The 18,813-nt window shown below is 73.0% G+C and carries 18 protein-coding genes and 1 rRNA gene; 4 read left to right on the top strand and 15 right to left on the bottom strand.

What is annotated here, in order from left to right:
• From OU416_RS27600 to OU416_RS27585, 4 genes are all read right to left on the bottom strand, one after another.
• Positions 1–93, bottom strand: a 16S ribosomal RNA gene (locus OU416_RS27600); the annotation flags it as partial.
• 566 nt (positions 94–659) lie between these two features.
• Positions 660–1,148, bottom strand: coding sequence for a 5-(carboxyamino)imidazole ribonucleotide mutase (gene purE, locus OU416_RS27595; RefSeq protein WP_093157346.1), 489 nt, complete (start codon positions 1,146–1,148; stop codon positions 660–662).
• A gap of 51 nt (positions 1,149–1,199) precedes the next feature.
• Positions 1,200–2,384 carry a 5-(carboxyamino)imidazole ribonucleotide synthase gene (locus OU416_RS27590; protein WP_270929937.1) on the bottom strand — a complete coding sequence of 395 codons (1,185 nt, stop codon included), beginning with the start codon at positions 2,382–2,384 and terminating at the stop codon, positions 1,200–1,202.
• Positions 2,385–2,446: 62 nt separating this feature from the next.
• Complete coding sequence (locus OU416_RS27585) at positions 2,447–3,145, bottom strand: hypothetical protein (protein ID WP_270929936.1); 699 nt, start codon at positions 3,143–3,145, stop codon at positions 2,447–2,449.
• Between the two features lie 289 nt (positions 3,146–3,434).
• Between OU416_RS27585 and OU416_RS27580 the strand changes: the two genes are divergently transcribed.
• Complete coding sequence (locus OU416_RS27580; protein ID WP_270929935.1) at positions 3,435–5,831, top strand: sigma-70 family RNA polymerase sigma factor; 2,397 nt, start codon at positions 3,435–3,437, stop codon at positions 5,829–5,831.
• A gap of 62 nt (positions 5,832–5,893) precedes the next feature.
• Positions 5,894–6,421, top strand: a complete 528-nt coding sequence (locus OU416_RS27575; RefSeq protein WP_270929934.1) for a GtrA family protein — start codon at positions 5,894–5,896, stop codon at positions 6,419–6,421.
• A 98-nt stretch (positions 6,422–6,519) separates the two neighbouring features.
• On the opposite strand, the gene OU416_RS27570 is transcribed toward OU416_RS27575, so the two are convergent.
• Positions 6,520–7,794, bottom strand: a complete 1,275-nt coding sequence (locus tag OU416_RS27570) for an ATP-binding protein (RefSeq protein ID WP_270929933.1) — start codon at positions 7,792–7,794, stop codon at positions 6,520–6,522.
• Between the two features lie 6 nt (positions 7,795–7,800).
• On the bottom strand, positions 7,801–8,475 hold the full coding sequence (locus OU416_RS27565) for a response regulator transcription factor (protein WP_093157139.1): 675 nt from the start codon (positions 8,473–8,475) through the stop codon (positions 7,801–7,803).
• Positions 8,476–8,589: 114 nt separating this feature from the next.
• Between OU416_RS27565 and hisN the strand changes: the two genes are divergently transcribed.
• Positions 8,590–9,363: a histidinol-phosphatase gene (gene hisN, locus OU416_RS27560; RefSeq protein WP_372907109.1), complete on the top strand. Its 774-nt coding sequence runs from the start codon at positions 8,590–8,592 to the stop codon at positions 9,361–9,363.
• A gap of 203 nt (positions 9,364–9,566) precedes the next feature.
• On the opposite strand, the gene OU416_RS27555 is transcribed toward hisN, so the two are convergent.
• The 5 genes from OU416_RS27555 to OU416_RS27535 all read right to left on the bottom strand — a co-directional run bounded on the left by OU416_RS27555 (position 9,567) and on the right by OU416_RS27535 (position 15,010).
• Complete coding sequence (locus OU416_RS27555) at positions 9,567–11,417, bottom strand: DUF2339 domain-containing protein (protein WP_270929931.1); 1,851 nt, start codon at positions 11,415–11,417, stop codon at positions 9,567–9,569.
• A gap of 98 nt (positions 11,418–11,515) precedes the next feature.
• Positions 11,516–11,821, bottom strand: a complete 306-nt coding sequence (locus OU416_RS27550; RefSeq protein ID WP_270929930.1) for a hypothetical protein — start codon at positions 11,819–11,821, stop codon at positions 11,516–11,518.
• Positions 11,818–14,223, bottom strand: a complete 2,406-nt coding sequence (locus tag OU416_RS27545) for a TNT domain-containing protein (protein ID WP_270929929.1) — start codon at positions 14,221–14,223, stop codon at positions 11,818–11,820. The genes OU416_RS27550 and OU416_RS27545 overlap by 4 nt, the downstream gene beginning before the upstream one ends.
• 5 nt (positions 14,224–14,228) lie before the next feature.
• Positions 14,229–14,549, bottom strand: coding sequence for a WXG100 family type VII secretion target (locus OU416_RS27540; RefSeq protein WP_270929928.1), 321 nt, complete (start codon positions 14,547–14,549; stop codon positions 14,229–14,231).
• A 2-nt stretch (positions 14,550–14,551) separates the two neighbouring features.
• Positions 14,552–15,010, bottom strand: coding sequence for a YbaB/EbfC family nucleoid-associated protein (locus OU416_RS27535; RefSeq protein WP_270929927.1), 459 nt, complete (start codon positions 15,008–15,010; stop codon positions 14,552–14,554).
• A gap of 249 nt (positions 15,011–15,259) precedes the next feature.
• Here OU416_RS27535 and OU416_RS27530 point away from each other — a divergent pair, with 249 nt between their 5' ends.
• Positions 15,260–15,703: a MaoC family dehydratase gene (locus tag OU416_RS27530; protein WP_270929926.1), complete on the top strand. Its 444-nt coding sequence runs from the start codon at positions 15,260–15,262 to the stop codon at positions 15,701–15,703.
• On the opposite strand, the gene OU416_RS27525 is transcribed toward OU416_RS27530, so the two are convergent.
• The 4 genes from OU416_RS27525 to OU416_RS27510 all read right to left on the bottom strand — a co-directional run bounded on the left by OU416_RS27525 (position 15,700) and on the right by OU416_RS27510 (position 18,736).
• Complete coding sequence (locus OU416_RS27525; RefSeq protein WP_270929925.1) at positions 15,700–16,341, bottom strand: adenosylcobinamide amidohydrolase; 642 nt, start codon at positions 16,339–16,341, stop codon at positions 15,700–15,702. The two genes, OU416_RS27530 and OU416_RS27525, sit on opposite strands and share 4 nt — an antisense overlap.
• Positions 16,338–17,288 carry a hydroxymethylglutaryl-CoA lyase gene (locus tag OU416_RS27520; protein ID WP_270929924.1) on the bottom strand — a complete coding sequence of 317 codons (951 nt, stop codon included), beginning with the start codon at positions 17,286–17,288 and terminating at the stop codon, positions 16,338–16,340. Before OU416_RS27520 ends, OU416_RS27525 begins: the two co-directional genes overlap by 4 nt.
• 34 nt (positions 17,289–17,322) lie before the next feature.
• Complete coding sequence (locus OU416_RS27515; RefSeq protein WP_270929923.1) at positions 17,323–17,844, bottom strand: PH domain-containing protein; 522 nt, start codon at positions 17,842–17,844, stop codon at positions 17,323–17,325.
• A 64-nt stretch (positions 17,845–17,908) separates the two neighbouring features.
• A complete protein-coding gene (locus tag OU416_RS27510) occupies positions 17,909–18,736 on the bottom strand; it encodes a biotin--[acetyl-CoA-carboxylase] ligase (protein ID WP_270929922.1) in 828 nt (275 codons plus the stop codon).
• Positions 18,737–18,813 lie beyond the last annotated feature (77 nt).

The raw sequence follows: 18,813 nt of genomic DNA, 5'->3' as shown, positions 1-18,813 counted from the left end.
TCATCCACACCCGAAAGTGCTTCAGCGTTCGACTTGCATGTGTTAAGCACGCCGCCAGCGTTCGTCCTGAGCCAGGATCAAACTCTCCAACAATGCTGTTGAACAATCCCAGCAGACACTCAAACCCGAAGGCGAGCGTCATACTCAAAGAAACCACCAACCAAAACCAAGTTTGGTCGGGGGCATTAAAGAACACTAACCAAAACAGTCCGCTGTTGAGTTCTCAAAGAACACACCCACACCATCACCCACAACCCCATTTCAGGGCCGCGCAGCTCCGGGGAGCATTTCCTCTGTTCGCTTTCGTGTGTCAGTAACTCTAGCAGGCCGTTTTTCCGGGGTTTCAGGGGGGGTCACTTTCGTTTCCCGCACCCGATTCGTTATCTCCCGGATATCGAACCGTCCAGCGTTATGACAGCGAAGCGAATCGCAATTTTCAAAGTCTTGCCGTTCGAGGCCAGCCTACTCTACCACTCATTCGTGGAGACTCGGTTTTGACCCCGCGCCAGGCCCGTTCCGGTTTTCCCGGCCCGTGTCGCTCTGACTCGTAGAACTTTACAGACCCCCGAACACCCCCTGAACACCACCCCCCCCTTAACGACAAAACCCCAGGTGAGACCGGTTGGAACCGGCATCGCCCGGGGTCTGTCGGAAAAGCGTCAGGAACGCGCGGCCTTCTCCTGGAGGGCGGCGTCCTTGTCCAGCACCATGCTCTCCAGGTCGGCCTGGAACTTCGCCATGCCCGCGCGCAGCCGGGCGCCGAGCTCCCCGGAGTCCGCGGCGAGCGTGCGAACGGCGAGCAGCCCGGCGTTGCGCGCACCGCCGACCGACACCGTCGCCACCGGAACGCCCGCGGGCATCTGCACGATCGACAGCAGCGAGTCCATGCCGTCGAGGTGCTTCAGCGGTACCGGGACACCGATCACCGGCAGCACCGTCGCCGAGGCGACCATGCCCGGCAGGTGGGCGGCCCCGCCCGCACCGGCGATGATCACCCGGATGCCGCGGTCCGCCGCGCTGCGGGCGTAGTCCAGCATCCGCTGCGGAGTGCGGTGCGCCGAGTAGACGCCCACCTCGAAGGGCACGTCGAACTCGGTGAGCGCGTCTCCGGCCGCCTGCATCACCGGCCAGTCGGAATCGCTGCCCATGATCACGCCGACCAGCGGGTTGTCGCCTGCCACGCCAGACCTCTCTCTGCTTCAGTGGATCTCGTAGCCGTCCGGCCACTCGGCGTGCGACAGCCAGTGCGCCGCCAGCCGGGCCTGCTCCCGCACCTCGTCCATGCGGTCGCCGAGGACGGTGATGTGGCCGAGCTTGCGGCCGGGCCGCTCGCTCTTGCCGTACAGGTGCACCTTCGCGTGCGGGTAGCGGGCGAACAGGTGGTGCAGCCGCTCGTCGACCGTCATCTTCAGCTCGGTCGGCGAACCGAGCAGGTTCGTCATGACCACCGCGGGCGCGGTCAGCTCGGTGGCGCCCAGCGGGTAGTCCAGGACCGCGCGCAGGTGCTGCTCGAACTGGGAGGTCCGGGCTCCTTCGATGGTCCAGTGGCCGGAGTTGTGCGGGCGCATCGCCAGCTCGTTGACGACCAGGCCGTCGTCGGTCTCGAACAGCTCGACCGCGAGCACGCCGGTGACGCCGAGCGATTCGGCGACCTGCAGCGCGAGCTGCTGGGCCTGCTCGATCAGCTCCGGCGAGGCGTTCGGGGCCGGGGCCAGGACCTCCACGCAGATCCCGTCCTCCTGCACGGTCTCGACCAGCGGCCAGACCGCGCCCTGCCCGAACGGCGAGCGCGCGACCAGCGCGGCGAGTTCCCGGCGCAGCGGCACGCGCTGCTCGACGAGCAGCGGTGCTCCGCTCTCCAGCAGTTCGGCGACGGTGCGCTTCGCGCCGTCCGGGGTGTTGAGCATCCACACGCCGCGGCCGTCGTACCCGCCGCGCGCGGTCTTGAGCACGCAGGGCCAGCCGTGCTCGGCACCGAACTCCAGGACGTCGGCGACCTCGGTGACCTCCGCGAACGGCGGCACCGGCAGGCCGAGCTCGGCGAGCTTGCGGCGCATCACGAGCTTGTCCTGGGCGTGCAGCAGCGCATCGGCACCGGGCTGGACGGACACGCCCGCCGCGGCCAGGGCCCGCAGGTGCTCGCCGGGGACGTGCTCGTGGTCGAAGGTGATCACGTCGCAGCCCTGCGCGAAGTTCTTCAGCGCTTCGAGATCGGTGTGGTGGCCGATCTCCACGTTCGGCGCGACCAGCGCGGCGGAGTCGTCCGCCGAGGTGGCCAGCACCTTCAGCGACTGCCCCAACGGGATGGCGGCCTGGTGGGTCATCCTCGCCAGTTGGCCGCCACCGATCATGCCGACAACTGGGGTTCCGCTCCGCTGGTCCACGCGGCCAGCGTAAAGCGGTGCAAGCCGCATACCTGCAGAGGGACCACCCAACGCGACCGGCGTCACAGCGATGCGAGCAGGTCGCAGGCCGCGTTGTGGTCGGCGGGCAGCGGTTCCTGCTGGAACCGGATCTCCTGGCAGGCGTGCAGCGCCGGGTCCGCGGCCAGCCGGTGCTCGATCATGCAGCGCGCGTGCAGGCAGCGGGCCGACAGCTGCGGGTTGCGCCTGGTGAGCACCGCCGCGGTCGCCGACCGCAGGAGCGAGATGGTCTCGCCCGAGTCGAACGCCGTGCGCAGGACGTCCGCCATCAGCACCATCGCCATCATCCGCGGGTAGCCGTCGGCCGGGGAGTCCAGCGATGCCGTGAGCAGGACGTAGTCCTCGCTCGCCGAGCGGCCCGCCGCGCGCGCTTCCCGGTACACCTCGTGCAGCCGGGTGCGCAGGTAGCCGGCCGTGGTCAGGCCGGTCAGCGGGTCCTCGACCTCGCGCCCGACGGACAGCCGGGCGATCACGTCCGACCAGCCCAGCGCGGTCGTGCGCACCAGCGCGGTGGGCACCGCGTCCGGGTCGGCCGACACGAGCCCGTCGTGGGCACCGGTCGCGACGGCGTGCAGCGCCGCCAGGTCCTGCAGCGTTCCGGCCAGTCCGACTCCGGCCTCGGCCCGCGCCGCCCCGAGGTCGGCCAGCGGTTCGGCCAGGTCCCGGTCCTCGACGACCGCCGCGCACACCGCGTCCACCGCATCCGAGGCCCAATCGCTCAAGAACGGCCACCCAGCAGCGAGGCTGGCCGTTCGCCAGCGCGAGCGCAGGGCCCGCTGACGACCCTGCGCGATCGTCGCATCACACTTGAGCGGCCACTCCCTCATCCGCATTGCCCCTCCTTCGACTCCCTGTCATCGGGACGGAGCAACGGGTCGCCCATGACGGTGCAAGGGATGGCGTCAACAATAGGATCTAGATCACAATCGGTCGGGCAGCGTCATGGTCGGCACCGGCTGTGACTCCCTAGGTCAGCAGATCTGGTGTCTCCCGCGGGGAGGAAGGTGCGGCGTGGCGACGATTCCGGCGGAAGTTCAGGGGCCCAGCGACGGGGAACTGCTGGAGGAGGTCCGCAGCGGTTCGTCCGCCGCCTACGCCCAGCTCTACGAACGGCACGTCGGTGCGGCCTACAACATGGCCCGCCAGGTCGCCAAGTCCGCGGCCGAGGCCGACGACCTGGTGTCGGAGGCGTTCGCCAAGGTGCTCGACACGCTGCGCGACGGGCGCGGCCCGAACACCGCCTTCCGGGCGTACCTGCTCACCGCGCTGCGCCACACCGCCTACGACCGCACCCGGCGGGAGCGGAAGGTGCAGCTCGCCGACGACGTGACGGAGGTTTCCGGCGCGGACGTCAGCGTGCCGTTCACCGACACCGCCGTCGCCGGGCTCGAGCGCACGCTCGCCGCGCAGGCGTTCGCCCGGCTGCCCGAGCGCTGGCAGACCGTGCTCTGGCACGTCGAGGTGGAGGGGCAGACCCCGGCGCAGGTCGCGCCGCTGCTCGGGTTGACGCCGAACGGGGTGTCCGCGCTCGCCTACCGCGCGCGGGAAGGGCTGCGGCAGGCCTACCTGCAGGTGCACCTCGGGCAGCTGGACGACAGCGAGTCCGGGGTCGAGCACTGCCGGGCGACGGTGGACCGGCTCGGCGCGTGGACCCGCCGCGGGCTGTCCAAGCGGGAGACCGCGCAGGTGGAGTCGCACCTCGACGGGTGCGACCGGTGCCGCGCGCTGGCGGCGGAGCTCGCCGACGTCAACGGTGCGCTCCGCGTCATCATCGCGCCGCTGGTGCTCGGTGCTTCCGCCACCGGCTACCTGGCCGTTTCCTCCTCGGGCGGGGCGTCGGCCGCCGCGCTGGCCGCGGGCAGCGCGGCCGGGGCGGGCGGGGCGGCGAACGCCGCGAGCGCCGGGCCGCGCCAGGCGGTCACCGCCGGAGCCGCGACCGCGGTGCTGGCCGCCGCGATCGCCATCGCCATGACCGCCGGGACCGAGCAGCCCGTTCCGATCGCGGCCGCACCGCCGGCCGCCGTCGTGCAGCCACCGGAACCGCCGAAGCCTCCGGAACCACCGGCACCGCTGCCGCAGCCCCCGCAGAACCCGCCGCCCGCGCCGAGCCCGACTCCGCAGCCCCCGGCGCCGCCGGAGCCGTCTCCGCCTGCGCCGACGCCGCCTCCGGCGGCCACGCCGGTGCTCAACGCCTCCGGGCCCGGGGCTCCGCTCCAGCTGGTCGCCGGTGGCGATCCCGTCGACCTGCCGATCACGGTGAGCAACAGCGGTTCGGGCGACTCCGAGCCGGTCACCGCCGAGCTGGCCCTGCCGCCGGGGGTCTCCGCGCAGCTGCCGGGCGCGATGTCGGCCGGGCCCGCCTCGACCGTTCCGCAGAGCCGGTCGCTGGTGCTGGCCCAGCCGCCCGGCTCGCCTTCGGTGAGCTGCCAGAACCGGTCGAGCACGATCTCCTGCAGCACCGACCGCGGGCTGCGGCCCGGCGAGTCGTTCACCTTCGGCTTCAGCGTGCGCGCCGACGAGTCGTCCGAGGGCGGCCAGATCACCGCCAGCATCTCCGCCGGTGCGGAGATCGAGCTGCACCTGGAGGCGGTGCCCGTCGTGGTCCGGCCGCCGGCACCGGTGGACGGGATCGACCTGCGGGCCTGGGGCTGGTCGCACGCGCCGTGGAAGGAGAGCAAGGTGACCATGCTGGTCCGCAACACCGGGACCAGCACCGGTCGCGCGGAGACCGTCGCCGAGCTGCCGGAGGGCGTGCAGGTGCAGAGCCTGCCCGAGCAGTGCGAGGTCGCGCCGGACCAGCGCCGGGTCCGGTGCGCCGAGGAGCTCGCGCCGGGCGGCTGGTTCGCCGGTGACGTGTGGCTGACCGCCGCGCCGGACTTCCCGCAGGCCGCGGACGTGCCGCAGCTCGGGGACCTGCTCTCCCGGCACGTGACGGTCCCGGTGACCGCCCGGCTCGGGTCGTCGAACGACGAGGCGCTGGTGTCGGTGCAGCTGTGGTTCCCGGTGCCGCCGCCTCCGCCGGACTGCTCCTGGTGGCCGTGGTGGCCGCCGGGCTGGGGCGAGCGCCCGCCGTGGCTGCCCGCGACCGGCGAGCACCCGTGGTGGCCGCCGCACTGCTGGTGGCCGGAGCCCGCGCACTCGCCGCTCGACCCACCGGCTTCCACGTCGGAGCCGACCACCACGCCGACGCCGACCGGTGTTCCGGAGCCGACCGGCACGCCGCCGACCGCGGTCCCGCCGACGAGCACGACGCCGCCCACCACGGCGCCGCCGACGTCGAGCACTCCGCCTTCGACGACGGCACCGCCGAGCAGCACCGCGCCGCCGTCCAGCTCGGCGCCCCCGACCAGCAGCGCACCGCCCACGTCGAGTTCGACGGGTTCTCCCGGGGGACCGCGACCCAGGTGAATCGGGTCTCCCGATCCGACGGCTGGCACAGCCCGGACGGCGCAACTACGTAGACTCGGGCTGTGTCCGTCGTCGATTCGGTGCTCGCGCACATCCCGCAGCGGTACCGGGAACTCGCGATCCGGCATCGCGAGCTGCTGAAGTTCGGCATCGTCGGCGGCATCACCTTCTTGATCGACACCGGCATCTTCTACGCGTTGAAGCTGACCGTCCTGTCACCCAAGCCCGTGACGTCGAAGGTCATCGCGGTGCTGGTCGCGACGCTGTTCTCCTACGTGCTCAACCGGGAGTGGTCGTTCCGCACCCGGGGCGGGCGGCAGCGGCACTCCGAGGCGACGCTGTACTTCGTGATCAGCGGTATCGGGGTGGGGCTGTACTCGGCCCCGCTGTGGGTCTCGCGGTACCTGCTGCACCTGCAGACGCCCTACACCAGCCGCTTCGTGGAGGAGATAGCCGACTTCACCGCGGCGCAGATCGTCGGCCTGCTGCTGGGCATGGCGTTCCGCTGGTGGGCGTTCCGCAAGTGGGTGTTCCCCACCGAGCAGTCGCGCCAGCACGCGCCGGAGCGCGACCACGCGCGGATCAGCTGACCCTCCGCAGGTCAAAGACCGTGAGTGGTTTGTGGTGCTATAGCCCCACAAAGCGCTCACGGGCCGGGTGCCACCAAACGGTCACCACCACCTGAACATCATCTGGGCGTGGGTTCGGACTTCCAGGGGAGGCCGAGGACGTCGTCGGCGCGGGCCACCGGGAGGAAGACCTCGAACATCGCCGGTCTCGCCTGGCTGAGTTCGAGGCGGCCGCCGTCGGCTTCGACCAGGGCCCGGGCCAGCGCCAGGCCGACGCCGGTGGAGCCGTGGCCGGAGAAGCCGCGGTCGAAGACGTAGGGCACCAGTTCGTCCGGGACGCCCGAGCCCGCGTCGCTCACCTCCACGACCACGGTGCCGCCGCCCTGCCTCGCCGCGAGGGTGACGGTGCCCTCGCCGTGCCGCAGCGCGTTGTCGAGCAGGACGCCGATCGTTTCGCGCAGGCGGGTGGGCGTGACGCGGGCCAGCAGTTCCTCCCCCACCTTCACGCGCATGGAGCGGCCTTCGGCTTTCAGCGGTTCTCGCCACTCGGCCGCCACGTCGGAGAGCAGCGTCGAGATGTCCAGCGGTGCGGCGTCGCGGGCGCGCGCCGCGGTGGCGGCGGCGAGCAGGTCGTCGAGGACTCCGGAGAGCCGTTCGGCCTGTTCCAGCGCGGCACCGGCGTCCTCCGCGACGTCCGGGTCGTTGGTCGCCGCCAGCGTCTCCAGCCGCAGGTGCAGTGCGGTCAGGCGGCTGCGCAGCTGGTGCGACACGTCGCCGACCAGTTCGCGTTCGCGCTGCACGAGCTGCGACAGCGCCGCGCCGGAGGCGTCGAGCGCGTCCGCGACGCGGTCCAGCTCCGGCACCTGGTGGCGCTGCGGGTCCGCGCGGAAGTCGCCCGCGCCGAGGCGCGCCGCGCGAGCCGCGACGTGGCGGAGCGGGTCGGACAGGCGTCGCGCGGTCACCGACGCCACGATCATGCCGGTGCCCGCGGAGAGCACCACGAGCAGCAGCACCAAGCCGGCCACCTGGACCTGCTGGGTGCGGACGGGCCCGCTCGGCGCCGCGAGCGTCACGGTGCCGCTCTGCACCATCGGCACCATCTCCACCAGCGGTTCCTCGCCGGGGTCGGGGCCGTAGGCGTAGTCGCGGCCCTGGGTGCGGACGATCAGCCGCGCGCCTTCGGGCACTGCCAGCCGCACCGCGCCGAGGTCGACCGGGCTCTGGGCGGCGATCTGCTCGTCCAGCCGCGTCGCGATCTGCTGCGCGCGGGTGGACAGGTCGTTGACGGTGATGTCCTGGACGAGCTTCAGCGCGCTGAACCCCAGCGGCAGTCCGAGGACCACCGCGGTGACGGCAACGGCCAGCAGCGTGGCTTGCAGGATCCGGCGGCGCATCGCGGGTCAGTCCGCGTTGAAGCGGAACCCGACGCCGCGCACGGTTGCGATGCGGGTCTCGTCCAGCCTGCCGTTGCTGTCGCTGAGCTTGCGGCGCAGCCACGAGATGTGCATGTCCAGCGTCTTGCTGCCCTTGCGGTCGGACTCCGGCCAGACCTCTTCGAGGATCTCCTCGCGGGTCACCACCTGCCCGGCGTGCTGCATGAGCACCCGGAGCAGCTCGTACTCCTTGTTCGCCAGCTGCACTTCCTGCTCGTTGACCTGCACGCGGCGGGCCGTCAGGTCCAGCCGGACGCCGGAGGCCTCCAGGGTTTCCGGGGCGCCGCGGCGGAGCAGGGCGCGGATGCGCGCCATCAGCTCGGCGAGCCGGAACGGCTTGGCCACGTAGTCGTCGGCGCCCGCGTCGAGGCCGACCACGAAGTCCACCTCGTCGGTGCGGGCGGTCAGCATCAGCACCGGCAGGCCGCGGCCCTGCGCGCGCAGCCTGCGGCACACCTCCAGGCCGTCCATCTCCGGCAGTCCGAGATCCAGCACCAGCAGGTCGATCCCGCCCGAGGCGGCGGCGCGCAGCGTCGATGGACCGTCCTCGATCACCTGGACGGTGTAGCCCTCGCGTTGCAGTGCCCTCGACAGGGGCACAGCGATGGCGGGGTCGTCTTCTGCCAGCAACACCACGCTCACGCCTCCAGCCTAGAGGCTGCCTCCGTACTCCTTTTGCGTAACGGTCCGAGTGGGCTGCGTGGCCGCCTCGCGGCTCGCGCCCGCCGACGGCGGCCGCGGACTAAGGTGCGTTGCGTGACCAGCGATCTCGATCTCGCCCTGCACCTGGCCGATGTCGCCGACGGCATCACCGGCAGCCGGTTCCGGGCCAGGGACCTGAGCGTGGACCGCAAGCCCGACCGGACTCCGGTCACCGATGCCGACCTCGCGGTGGAGGACGCCGTGCGCGAGGTGCTCGCCGAGCGGCGGCCGGACGACGTCGTCGCCGGCGAGGAGCGCGGCGGCACGGCGGGCGACGGCCGCGCGTGGGTGCTGGACCCGATCGACGGCACGAAGAACTTCCTGCGCGGCGTCCCGGTGTGGGCGACGTTGATCGCGCTGGTGGACGGTGGCCGTCCGGAGGTCGGCGTGGTCAGCGCGCCGGCGCTGGGCAAGCGCTGGTGGGCGGCGACCGGGGCGGGCGCGTGGTGCCGCACGGGCGATGCGGAGCCGGAGCGGATCTCGGTGTCCGGGGTGCGCGAGCCGGGCGACGCGTACGTCTCGACCACGCACCTCGGCACCTGGGTGGAGCACCACTCGCGGGAGGCCTACCTGCGGTTGGTCGACGCCTGCTGGGAGAACCGCGCGTTCGGCGACTTCTGGCAGCACTGCCTGGTGGCCGAGGGCGTGATCGACATCGCGGCGGAGGCGATCGTGAATCCGTGGGACGTGGCGGCGGCGCAGGTCCTGGTGACCGAGGCGGGCGGCACCTTCACGGATCTGACCGGGGCCCCGCGCTACGACGGCGGGAGCGCGCTGTCCACGAACGGCCACCTGCACGCCGAAGCCCTGTCCCTCCTGCAGCGCTGAGCCGATCCGCAACTTCCGTTGAAATCGGACATCCGATTTCAACGGAAGTTGCGGGGAGTCGGCGTGTCGTGGACCGACGCACCGGTTCTTCCCGCGATTTCAATGGAAATCGGACGTCTGATTTCCATTGAAATCGTGCCGAGCCGAGGCCACAGGCCGAGGTTCCGGCATCAGCGGCGGAGCCGGAACGTCGTCGGGGCGGTTCAGCTCTCGGGTTGGTTCTTGAGGAGGCGGGCGTAGCGGGAACCCGCGGCCAGCAGGATCAGGCCCGCGCAGAGGAAGGCGATCACCCGGGCCACGCCGTCCAGGGTGGCGAGGTCGAACAGCAGTAGCTTCGCCAGCGACGCCGCGATCAGCACCAGGCCCGCGATGCGCAGGCGCTTCGCGCGGATTCCGCGCAGCAGCAGCGCGATCGCCGCCACCACCCAGCTCAGGGTGATCAGGATGTGCGCGGTGAGGAAGCCGGCCCGGGTGTCGGACACCAGCAGGCAGGCCGCCATCGTCGCGCTCGCCGTGCCGTACAGCAGCGCCACGCCGGTCGCCGTCCACAGCGGCGGCGACTTCGGGAACTTCTCGATCCGGGCCGCCGAAGCGGGCACCACGATCGCCGCGGCCGCGATCAGCAGACCGCACAGCAGTCCCGTGATGCCGGGGGCGTAGCCGTGCCAGAGCAGCGCGGTGAGCGGCACCTCGTTGAACAGCGCGAGCAGGAATCCGGCGGTCGCGTAGCAGGTCGCGCCGAGCAGCACGCCCGCGCTGCGCAGCACGAACGCACCGACGCTCAGCACCAGCGCCTCGCACAGCAGCGCCGTTGCCCAGCTCGACGAATCCAGCACGGTCAGCGTGGTCTGCGCGGCCGCGATCGAGGCCATCGCGCCGAGCGCCGCGGTGAACCGGCGCGACAACCAGTCCCGGAACGCCGGGACGAACCGGGCCACCGCCCAGATCGCCAGCAGCAGCGCGGTGGTTCCCGCGCCGAGCAGGCCCGCGGCCGAGGACTCCAGCAGCAGCGGACCGGCCAGGAACGCCGGGGTCGGTGCGGTGACCAGCAGTCCGATCGCGGTGCGGTCGGCGTCCGGGCGCGCGCCCGCGGTGATCGCGGCGATCACCACGCCCAGCAGCACCGACAGGCTGATCGCGATCACCAGCGCCGGGTCGTGGAAGAAGATTCCCCAGATCGCCGCCAGCAGCGCCGCCAGCACCACGGGGATCCCGGCCGCCAGCGCGAGCGAGGACCAGCCGCGCCGGACCTGCACGGGTGTCGCCGCGACCTGCAGCAGGACCAGGAAGCCGATCAGCAGCGCGTTGGGCAGCTGGGTGATCAGCGGTGCGCAGATCGCCGAGCTCAGCACCACGCCGAGCGCCAGCGGCCGCGCCTGCCAGCGGTCGGCGAGCGCCAGCCCGCCGATGCTGACGAGCAGGCCCGCGCCCAAGCCCACCGGGGCGGACACGAAGCCGTAGAGCGAGGTGGCCGCGACCACGTCCAGGAACAGCGCGGCGAAACCCGTTGTGGCGAGGGCGAACGCGGCGATCCGCCCGGCGTCCTGCCCCTTGGAGCGGCGGTGCATCCACCAGCCGGCGCCGACCAGCAGCGCGGCGAGCACCGCACCGCCGGTGACCCTGGCGCCCGGTCCCAGCCAGTCCTGCTGCACGGCGAGGACGAGCAGGAACACCACGCCCAGCAACGTCACGCCGGCACCGACCCAGGCGAGCACGCGGCTCGGCTCCAGGTTCGCGCCGATCCGGCTGCGCGGGCGCGCCGGCTGCTGGCCGAGTCCCGGGTACGGCGACACCTGGGGCTGCCCGAGCACCGGTGGCCGGGCGGCCTGCGGGACGCTCGTCGGCTGCGCCGCCTGCGGCGGGTAGTTCTGCGGAGTCGGAGCCTGCTGGGGCGGAACGTCCTGCTGGGGCTGGGTTTCCTGCGGTGCGGGGGCGGCGACCTGCGTCGCTGCTTGCGCCTGCACCACGGTGCCCAGGTAGGTCAGCCGCTGGCCGATGGCGTGCAGCTCACCGGCCAGCAGTTGGAGCGTTTCACCGGGCAAGGGTTGCGACATGCTCCCACCCTGCGGGAAACGCCCGGTCAGGGCATCAGTAGCACTACTCAGTCACGATCACGACTCGGTGTCCGCCGGTGACGCGGTCATTCAGCTGCTCATCCGCGCTGTGCCGGGGTTCCCTTCGGCGGCGTGTTGGTGGCGTCGACCGGGCCGACCACGCCGCGCAGTGCCTGGGTCCAGGTCAGCCTGCCGAACAGGTAGAAGCAGGCGACCTGCTCGTTGCTGAACCGGGCCCAGTCGTAGCGGTTGCCCTGCTCCCGCCAGAAGACCTCCCACGCCGGGGCGCCGTCGTGGTCGTCGCGCACCAGGCACCAGGCGTCGTCGGCCTCCACGCCGATCGACACCAGTCCCTCCGGGACTCCCATCGCCACCAGCCAGCCCAGCACGGACTCGGTGTTCACTTCCCGGCCTCCTGCTCCGCCTCGTCCTGCTCGACCTCGTCCGGTGCGACCTGCGCGGTCGAATGCGCCAGCGGCACCGTCGCGCGCTCGCGGACGATCCGCTCCGTCGCCGCCACCCGGCCCTCCGGCTCCGCCGCCGACGAGGTGAGGCGGAAGGTCGACTCCACCACCTCGGCGCCTGCCCGCTCGATGCGCAGCGTCACCGCCTCGGCGGCCTCCCGCGACGCGGTCAGCTCGACGAGGTAGCCGAGCCCGACCAGATCGTCCAGCGAGTACGTCGCGCGGTAGCGGACGCCGCCACCGGGCTGCGCGAACCACGGCGCGGGCACCGACTGCCACACCGGTAACCGGCGCATCACCCGGTACCTGCGGTACTCCCGCTCGGCGTGCGACGGCGGCAGCGACCGCTGCCCGAAGGACGTGGCCACCGCGAACGCGACGCGGCCGGCTCCGCTGCCCGTGCAGTCGAGCACGGTGTCCGGCTCCAGCACCACCGGCTCCGCGGGCTCCACTGCGCCCTCCGGGTGCTCGGCGGCGGGCGGCCAGACGTGCTCGTCGCGCTCGCCCGCGAACCGGCGCTCCCATTCGAGCTCGCTCAGCTCACCCAGCGGGTCGTGCCCGGCGATGAGCGCCTCGGGCAGCTTCGCCGGCTCACCGCGCTCCTCGCGGTCGCGTCGCGCGGCGACGTAGAACTCGCCCGAGCGCACCCGCTCCAGCGCATCGCGGTCGTCGACCAGGTGCGACTCCGGGTGGTCCTGCGGCGGGAAGCTCAGCCCCGGCCGGTCCGGCTCCTCCGACGACGGCGGCAGCTGCCTGCTCGCCCTGCTCGCCGCGACCGGCATGTAGCCGATCGGGAACTGGTGCAGCACGAACGCCACCACGTCCGCGTTCCGGCCGGCCTGCCGCAGCGGACGCTGGGTGGGCTCCGCCGCAGGTGGCGCGGGTGGTTGCTGCGGGGTCGGGAGCGGGCGCAGCGGAGAGCGCTGCGTCGGGTCCTTCACCGGCTGCGGAGCAGGTTGCTGCGGAGCGATCTGCTGCGGTTGCGGCGCCGGGGCCACGCCGAAGGCGGGGCGCGGGGCGGCCATCGGCGGCCGGGCGGGCGGCGGAGCCGCGGCCGGAGGCTGCGCAGCCGGAGGCGCTGCGGGCGGCGCCACGAAGTGGCCGCCCGCAGCCGCCGGAGGCGGTGGGGCCGCCGGGGCGAAGCCCGGCGGCGGCGCGGCAGCGCCCGGCGGCAGCGGCGGCTGCGGAGCCTGCGGCGAAGCCCAGGCGGAGCGCACCGCGTGCGGAGCGGTGCTGGAGGCGGGGTCCTCGCCGGGCGGTGTCCAGCCCGGGCGGGCGTCGTCGGTGCTCACCGGGATCGGGCCGGTGCCCGCGTCGGCGAGGCCGGGGGCCCAGCGACCCGGGTCGATCTTGACCGGGCCGGTGTGCTCGGCGTCCGCCTGCCAGCCGGTGGCGGATCGAGCCGCCGCCGAGACCTCGTCCTGCGCATCTGCTGCCACACCCCCGACGGTTCCGCGGCCGATGTGCTCCGCCGCGCTGCCACCATCTTCCGCAACGCCACCGGCGACCTCCCGACCGGCCCGGCCGACCTCGTCGGCGGCGCCCCGGACGTGCTCAGCGGCACCACCCGCCACATCGCCCGCAGCACCGACCGCCTCCCCTGCGGTTCGGCCGACTCCCCCGACCACGTCACCGACGGCCCCAGCGGCGCCGCTGACCGCATCGCCCGCGGCACGGCCGATGTCGCCAGCGGCGTGGCCCGCACCCGCGACCGCGCCTCCAGCTGCATCACCCAGAGCTCCGGCCGCACCACCCGCCGCATCCACTGTGGACGCAGCGAGGTCGGTGCCCGCGTTCAGCACGCCGCCGAGCGCCGCCGGCGGCGCATCCGGGTCCACCCGAACGCCGCTGGCCGGATCCACCGCCGCCGCCAGGGTGCTGTGCAGCTGCGCCACGTTCGCCGCCGCGCCCTGCACCGCGGAGTCCAGGGCGGCGAGGGCCTGCGGATGTCCTGCGGCCGCCGCTTGTTCGGCCGCGTCGGTCTGCTTGGCCAGCGTCACCAGCTCGCGCACCAGCTGGACCTTCGCCGCGCCGACCTGCTCGGCCGCGTGGTCCAGGCGGTCCGCCGCCGCGCGGCACTGCTGCACCGAGCCGGGCAGGACGCCGTCGGCCGCCACGAACCCGTCCCACTCCCGGGTCGCCGCCTCCGCCGCTTCGCCGTCGAAAGCCCGCAGCGCGCCCTGCGCGGCGCTGTCCGCGTTGCCCGCCAGGCCGTCGATCGCGTCCGCGGCGTCGCGCCACGCCGTCGCGGACTCGCGCATGGCGTCCTCGTCCGCCTCCGGCCACCGGGCGCCCGCGCGCGCGGCGACGTCGCGGAGTTCGGCGGGAAGTTCGATGCCCACCGCGCTCACCCCCGTCCGGCGATTCGTCCGAGCTCTTCGGCGTTGTCCGCGTCGACCTGCTGCGTCGTGGCCGCCGCCGCGGCGAACTTCGATCCCATGCCGCGCAGCCGCGACGACATCTCGCCGAGGTCGGACAGCGCCTGCTCCGCCCGGCCGCAGTGCGCTTGGGCGAAGCTGGCGCCGATCTCGTCACCGCCCCAGCAATCACCGGCCGACTCCACCGCCCGGCGCAGGGTGTCGGCGATCTGCTGCGCCTGCCCCGCGAGGTCGTCGAACTCGCCCGCGTGCTTGCCCAACTGCCCGAGGTCGCTGCGGAAACCACTCATGGTCACATCCGTTTCGTCGGGCTCTGCTGCAACCAGCTCCCGGCCGAGAAGTCCTCGTCCTCGGCAACATCATCGTCGATGGGTCCGGGTTCGTTGCGCAGCACCGATGCCGACTCACCGTCGGCGTGTCCGCCCAGCAGCACATCCGGGTCGGTGCCCGTGGGCAGCACCTCGGCGAGCACGTCGGCGGCGCGCCGGGCGGCGGCCTGCGCCGCTGCCGCGCTCAGCTCGGCGATGGTCGCGGCGAGCTGGGCGGGGCGCAGCTTCTCGTAGACGTCGTCGGCCAGCGCCACCTCGCGGAGCGTGCCCTGCGGGCCGACCGCGACCCGCACCCGGCCGTCGGCGGTGCCGGCGGTCTCGGTGATGGTGGCGAGCTCGTGGTGGGTTTCGGCAAGGCGTTCCCGGCTGCGCTGGTAGTCGGCCATCAGCTCGGCCACCTGGGCCCGGTGATCGGTCGGCACGGCCGCTCCCTCCCCTGGTCGCTGGGCGGGCCCCGCAGCTGGCGCGGCGGAGTCCGGCACGGCACAGCGGTCGGCGGCCCGGTGAACCGCGGACCGCACGTCCTGGTTTGGACGTGCCCCGCAGCGCAGATGGTTCCACGTCGGCACCGGCTTTTCGCCGCCAGACCTGCCATTCGCACCGGAATGTCCGAACCCGGTGTGAGCACCCTCTCGGCGTCCGGCCGCCGACGCGGCTGGGACCATGGACCGATGCCGACGATCGCGTACGAGGACCTGACACCCGGCCGGACGTTCGACCTGGGCGAGGTGAAGGTGGACCGCGCGGAGATGCTGGCCTTCGCCGAGCGCTTCGACCCGCAGCCGTTCCACCTCGACGAGGAGGCGGGCCGGAACTCGGTGCTCGGCGGGCTGTGCGCCTCCGGCTGGTTCACCGCGTCGCTGTGGATGCGCGGCTACGTCGACCACGTGCTGGCCGACTCGACGTCGCAGGGCTCGCCGGGCGGCAACGAGCTGGCCTGGCTGGCCCCGGTGTTCCCGGGCGACGTGCTGCAGCTCGGGATGGAGATCAACAGCCAGCGCCGGTCGCACAGCAAGCCGAACCTGGGCCTGGTCGAGATCACCGGCACGGCCGACCGCGACGGCGAGCGCGTCCTGCGCTTCACCTTCGTCGCGATGTTCGGCACCCGGGGCTAGACCGGGTCGTGGCGCGGGTCGTCGACTCGCAGGCCGGCCGTCACCGCCGCGTGGACCGCTCGGGCCAGGGCCGAGCCGATGCGGGAGCGGGGGCCGCCGTAGAGCTCCGGGTCGCCGTCGGCCGGGCAGAGGACCGCCGTCGCGTCGGTGACCGTTCCGGTGCCCGCGACGCCGGATTCCAGCAGGGCCTGGGCCTTCGCCTCCGCCACCGTCGCCACCGCGTTCACCAGCGCCGCTTCGCTCAGGCGCACCGGTGACCAGCAGACCGCGTTGATCGTGCCCGCCGCCCACGCCTGCGCGCGCTCCGGTGCCGCGGCCCAGACCGGCACGTTGGCCCCGGTGGTCACGCTCGCGCGGACCCCGCTGTCGGTCGCGGTGACCTCGTGGCGCACGTCCACGGCGGTCAGCAGGCCGATGCCGTCACCGGGCAGGCCCAGTCCAGCGGCCATCTCACCGGCGTGCGCCGTCGGGTCGGGGTGGTCGTAGTCGGTCACCACCGTCGCGTTGAACACCCAGTTCCGCAGGCCGATGCCGCCGCCGCGGGGCGCCGAGGAGATCGCCAGCCACGGCCGCTCGCACCGCCAGACCAGCACCGGCCGGTCCTGCACCGAGTGCAGGACCGGACGCGGCGCGGTCACGAGCTCAGCGCCTTGACCACCCGGGACGGGCTCGGACGCCCGAGCCGCTCGGCCATCCAGACGCTGGTCGCCACGAGCTTGCCGAGGTCGACGCCGTGCTTGATGCCCAGTCCTTCGAGCATCCACACCAGGTCCTCGGTGGCGAGGTTGCCGGTGGCCGACTTCGCGTACGGGCAGCCGCCGAGCCCACCGGCAGAGGAGTCCACAGTGGACACGCCGTGCCGCAGGGCGGCGAAGGTGTTGGACAGCGCCTGGCCGTAGGTGTCGTGGAAGTGCACCGCCAGCCGGTCCACCCCGATCCCGGCCGCGACGAACCCGCGCAGCAGCGCCGAGACGTGCCCGGGCGTGGCCACGCCGATGGTGTCGCCCAGCGACAGCTGGTCGCAGCCCATCTCCAGCAGCCGCTTGCCCACCGAGACGACCTGCTCGACCGGCACCGCGCCTTCCCACGGATCGCCGAAGCACATCGAGATGTACCCGCGCACCGACAGGCCCTCGCCGACCGCGCGCCGCACCACCGGGTCGAACATCGCGAACTGCTCGTCGAGGCCGCGGTTGAGGTTGCGCCGGGTGAAGGTCTCGGTGGCGGAGGCGAAGATCGCGATGTCGCGGACCTGCGACTCCAGCGCCCGGTCCAGGCCCTTCGCGTTGGGCACCAGCACCGGGTAGCGGATGCCGGGCACGCGCCGCAGGCCGGCCAGCAGCTCGGCGGCGTCGGCCAGCTGCGGAACCCACTCCGGCCGCACGAAGCTGGTCGCCTCCAGCACCGGCAGCCCGGCGTCGGCCAGCCGGTCCAGGAACTCCAGCTTCACCTCCACCGGGACGGCCTGCTTCTCGTTCTGCAGCCCGTCGCGCGGCCCGACCTCCCAGATCGTCACCGCCGCGGGCAGCTCGCCCGGCTCCGGCGCGGCCACCTGCATCGGCAGCCCCAGTTCACGCGGTCCCATCAGCCCTCCCGTGTCCAGCGGGCACCCGACCGGCTCATCGACCCACCGGTCCGCGGTAGCCCCGATCGTCCCGCGGGTCGTCGTTCACCTCGCGGTACAGCAGCGTGTGGACCCTCTCCACCTGCGGGATGTCGTCGAACTCCAGCGGCTCGTCCGAGGCGGATTCGACGATCAGCGTGCCGCAGCCCAGCATCCGGTCGATCAGGCCGTGCCGGAAGCGCACCGAGTTGATCCGGGACATCGGGATGTCGATGCCGCTGCGGGTGAACACGCCCTCGCGGACCATCAGCCGGTGCGTGGTGACCACGAAGTGCGTGGTGCGCCAGCGCACCAGCGGCGCGACGGTGAACCAGATGACCAGGACCGCGCCCACCACCGCCAGCGCGATCCACGCGGGCAGGTGCCAGGAGAACGGGGCGAGCAGCGCCGCCGCGTAGGACCCGCCGCCGACGACCACGAAGAGGATCAGCACCGGGGCGAGCAGCATCTTCCAGTGCGGGTGCTTGTGCACGACCACGAACTCGTCCTCGCCGAGCAGGTCGTCTGGGTAGGCCACCGGTTCCCCCTCCTCTAACCGCGTCGCCGATCACGGTACCGCTCGCGGTCACCCGCGCCCGCGATCAAGCCCGCCGCACGTGCACGACGTCGCCCGCCGAGACCGCGGTCGTCAGCCCGCTCTCGGCGCGCACCATGAGCCGGCCCTCGACGTCGATGCCGGTCGCGACGCCCCGCAGCTGCTCATCGGGCCCGAGCTCGACGCGCACCTGCTGCCCCACGGTGCTGCACAGCTGCCGGTACCGGTCGAGCAGCCCGCTGCTCAGCACGTCGCCGGAAGCGGCCCGCCAGCGGTCGTCGGCCTCGGCGAACGCCGTGAGCAACGCCACTGCGAACTCCTCGCGGTCGACCTCCGCGCCCTCCGCGGCCAGCGAGGTCGCGGGCAGCCCGCCCGCGCCGCGGGGCAGCTCGTCGCGCTGCTGCAGGATGTTGATGCCCATGCCGAGGACGAGCGCCAGCCCGTCCGGCCCGGCCACCGCCTCGCCCAGGATCCCGGCGGCCTTCAGCCACTCGTCGCCGCTGCCGAGCAGCAGGTCGTTCGGCCACTTCAGCGAGGCCCGCACGCCGGTGGTGCGCTGCACGGTCTCGGCGAGCGCGACGCCGGCGATCAGCGGCACCCAGGACACCGCGGACTGCGGCACGTCGGGCCGCAGCAGGACGCTCACGAAGAGCCCGCGGCCGCGCGGCGAGGTCCACTGGCGCTGCATCCGGCCGCGCCCGGCCTGCTGCTCCTCCGCGATCAGCACGGTCCGGTCGGCAGCGCCCCGGCTCGCGGCGGCGGCCAGGTCGGTGTTCGTCGAACCGGTCACGGTCACCACGTCGAGCGCGTTGTACGGCCCGCCGTCGACCAGCCGAGCCCGCAGCCGTCCACCATCCAGCAGCACAGGATTCACCCCCCAAGCCTAAGCCGCGACTCACGACCATCGCGGTGGTACCGGCCGAACCTGGCGAGATGTCGCACGGGGTCGCG

The organism is Saccharopolyspora indica (assembly GCF_027853965.1).
In the GTDB taxonomy this organism is placed as follows: Bacteria; Actinomycetota; Actinomycetes; order Mycobacteriales; family Pseudonocardiaceae; genus Saccharopolyspora; species Saccharopolyspora indica.
The sequence above is the reverse complement of the archived record's forward strand: the minus strand, read 5'-3'. Positions and strand labels throughout refer to the sequence as shown.

Coding starts and splice junctions, on each gene's coding strand:
- purE (WP_093157346.1), bottom strand. CDS start 1,148: ATGGGCAGCGATTCCGACTGGCCGGTGATGCAGGCGGCCGGAGACGCG.
- OU416_RS27570 (WP_270929933.1), bottom strand. CDS start 7,794: ATGCGCCGCCGGATCCTGCAAGCCACGCTGCTGGCCGTTGCCGTCACC.
- OU416_RS27555 (WP_270929931.1), bottom strand. CDS start 11,417: ATGTCGCAACCCTTGCCCGGTGAAACGCTCCAACTGCTGGCCGGTGAG.
- OU416_RS27540 (WP_270929928.1), bottom strand. CDS start 14,549: ATGAGTGGTTTCCGCAGCGACCTCGGGCAGTTGGGCAAGCACGCGGGC.
- OU416_RS27530 (WP_270929926.1), top strand. CDS start 15,260: ATGCCGACGATCGCGTACGAGGACCTGACACCCGGCCGGACGTTCGAC.
- OU416_RS27520 (WP_270929924.1), bottom strand. CDS start 17,288: ATGGGACCGCGTGAACTGGGGCTGCCGATGCAGGTGGCCGCGCCGGAG.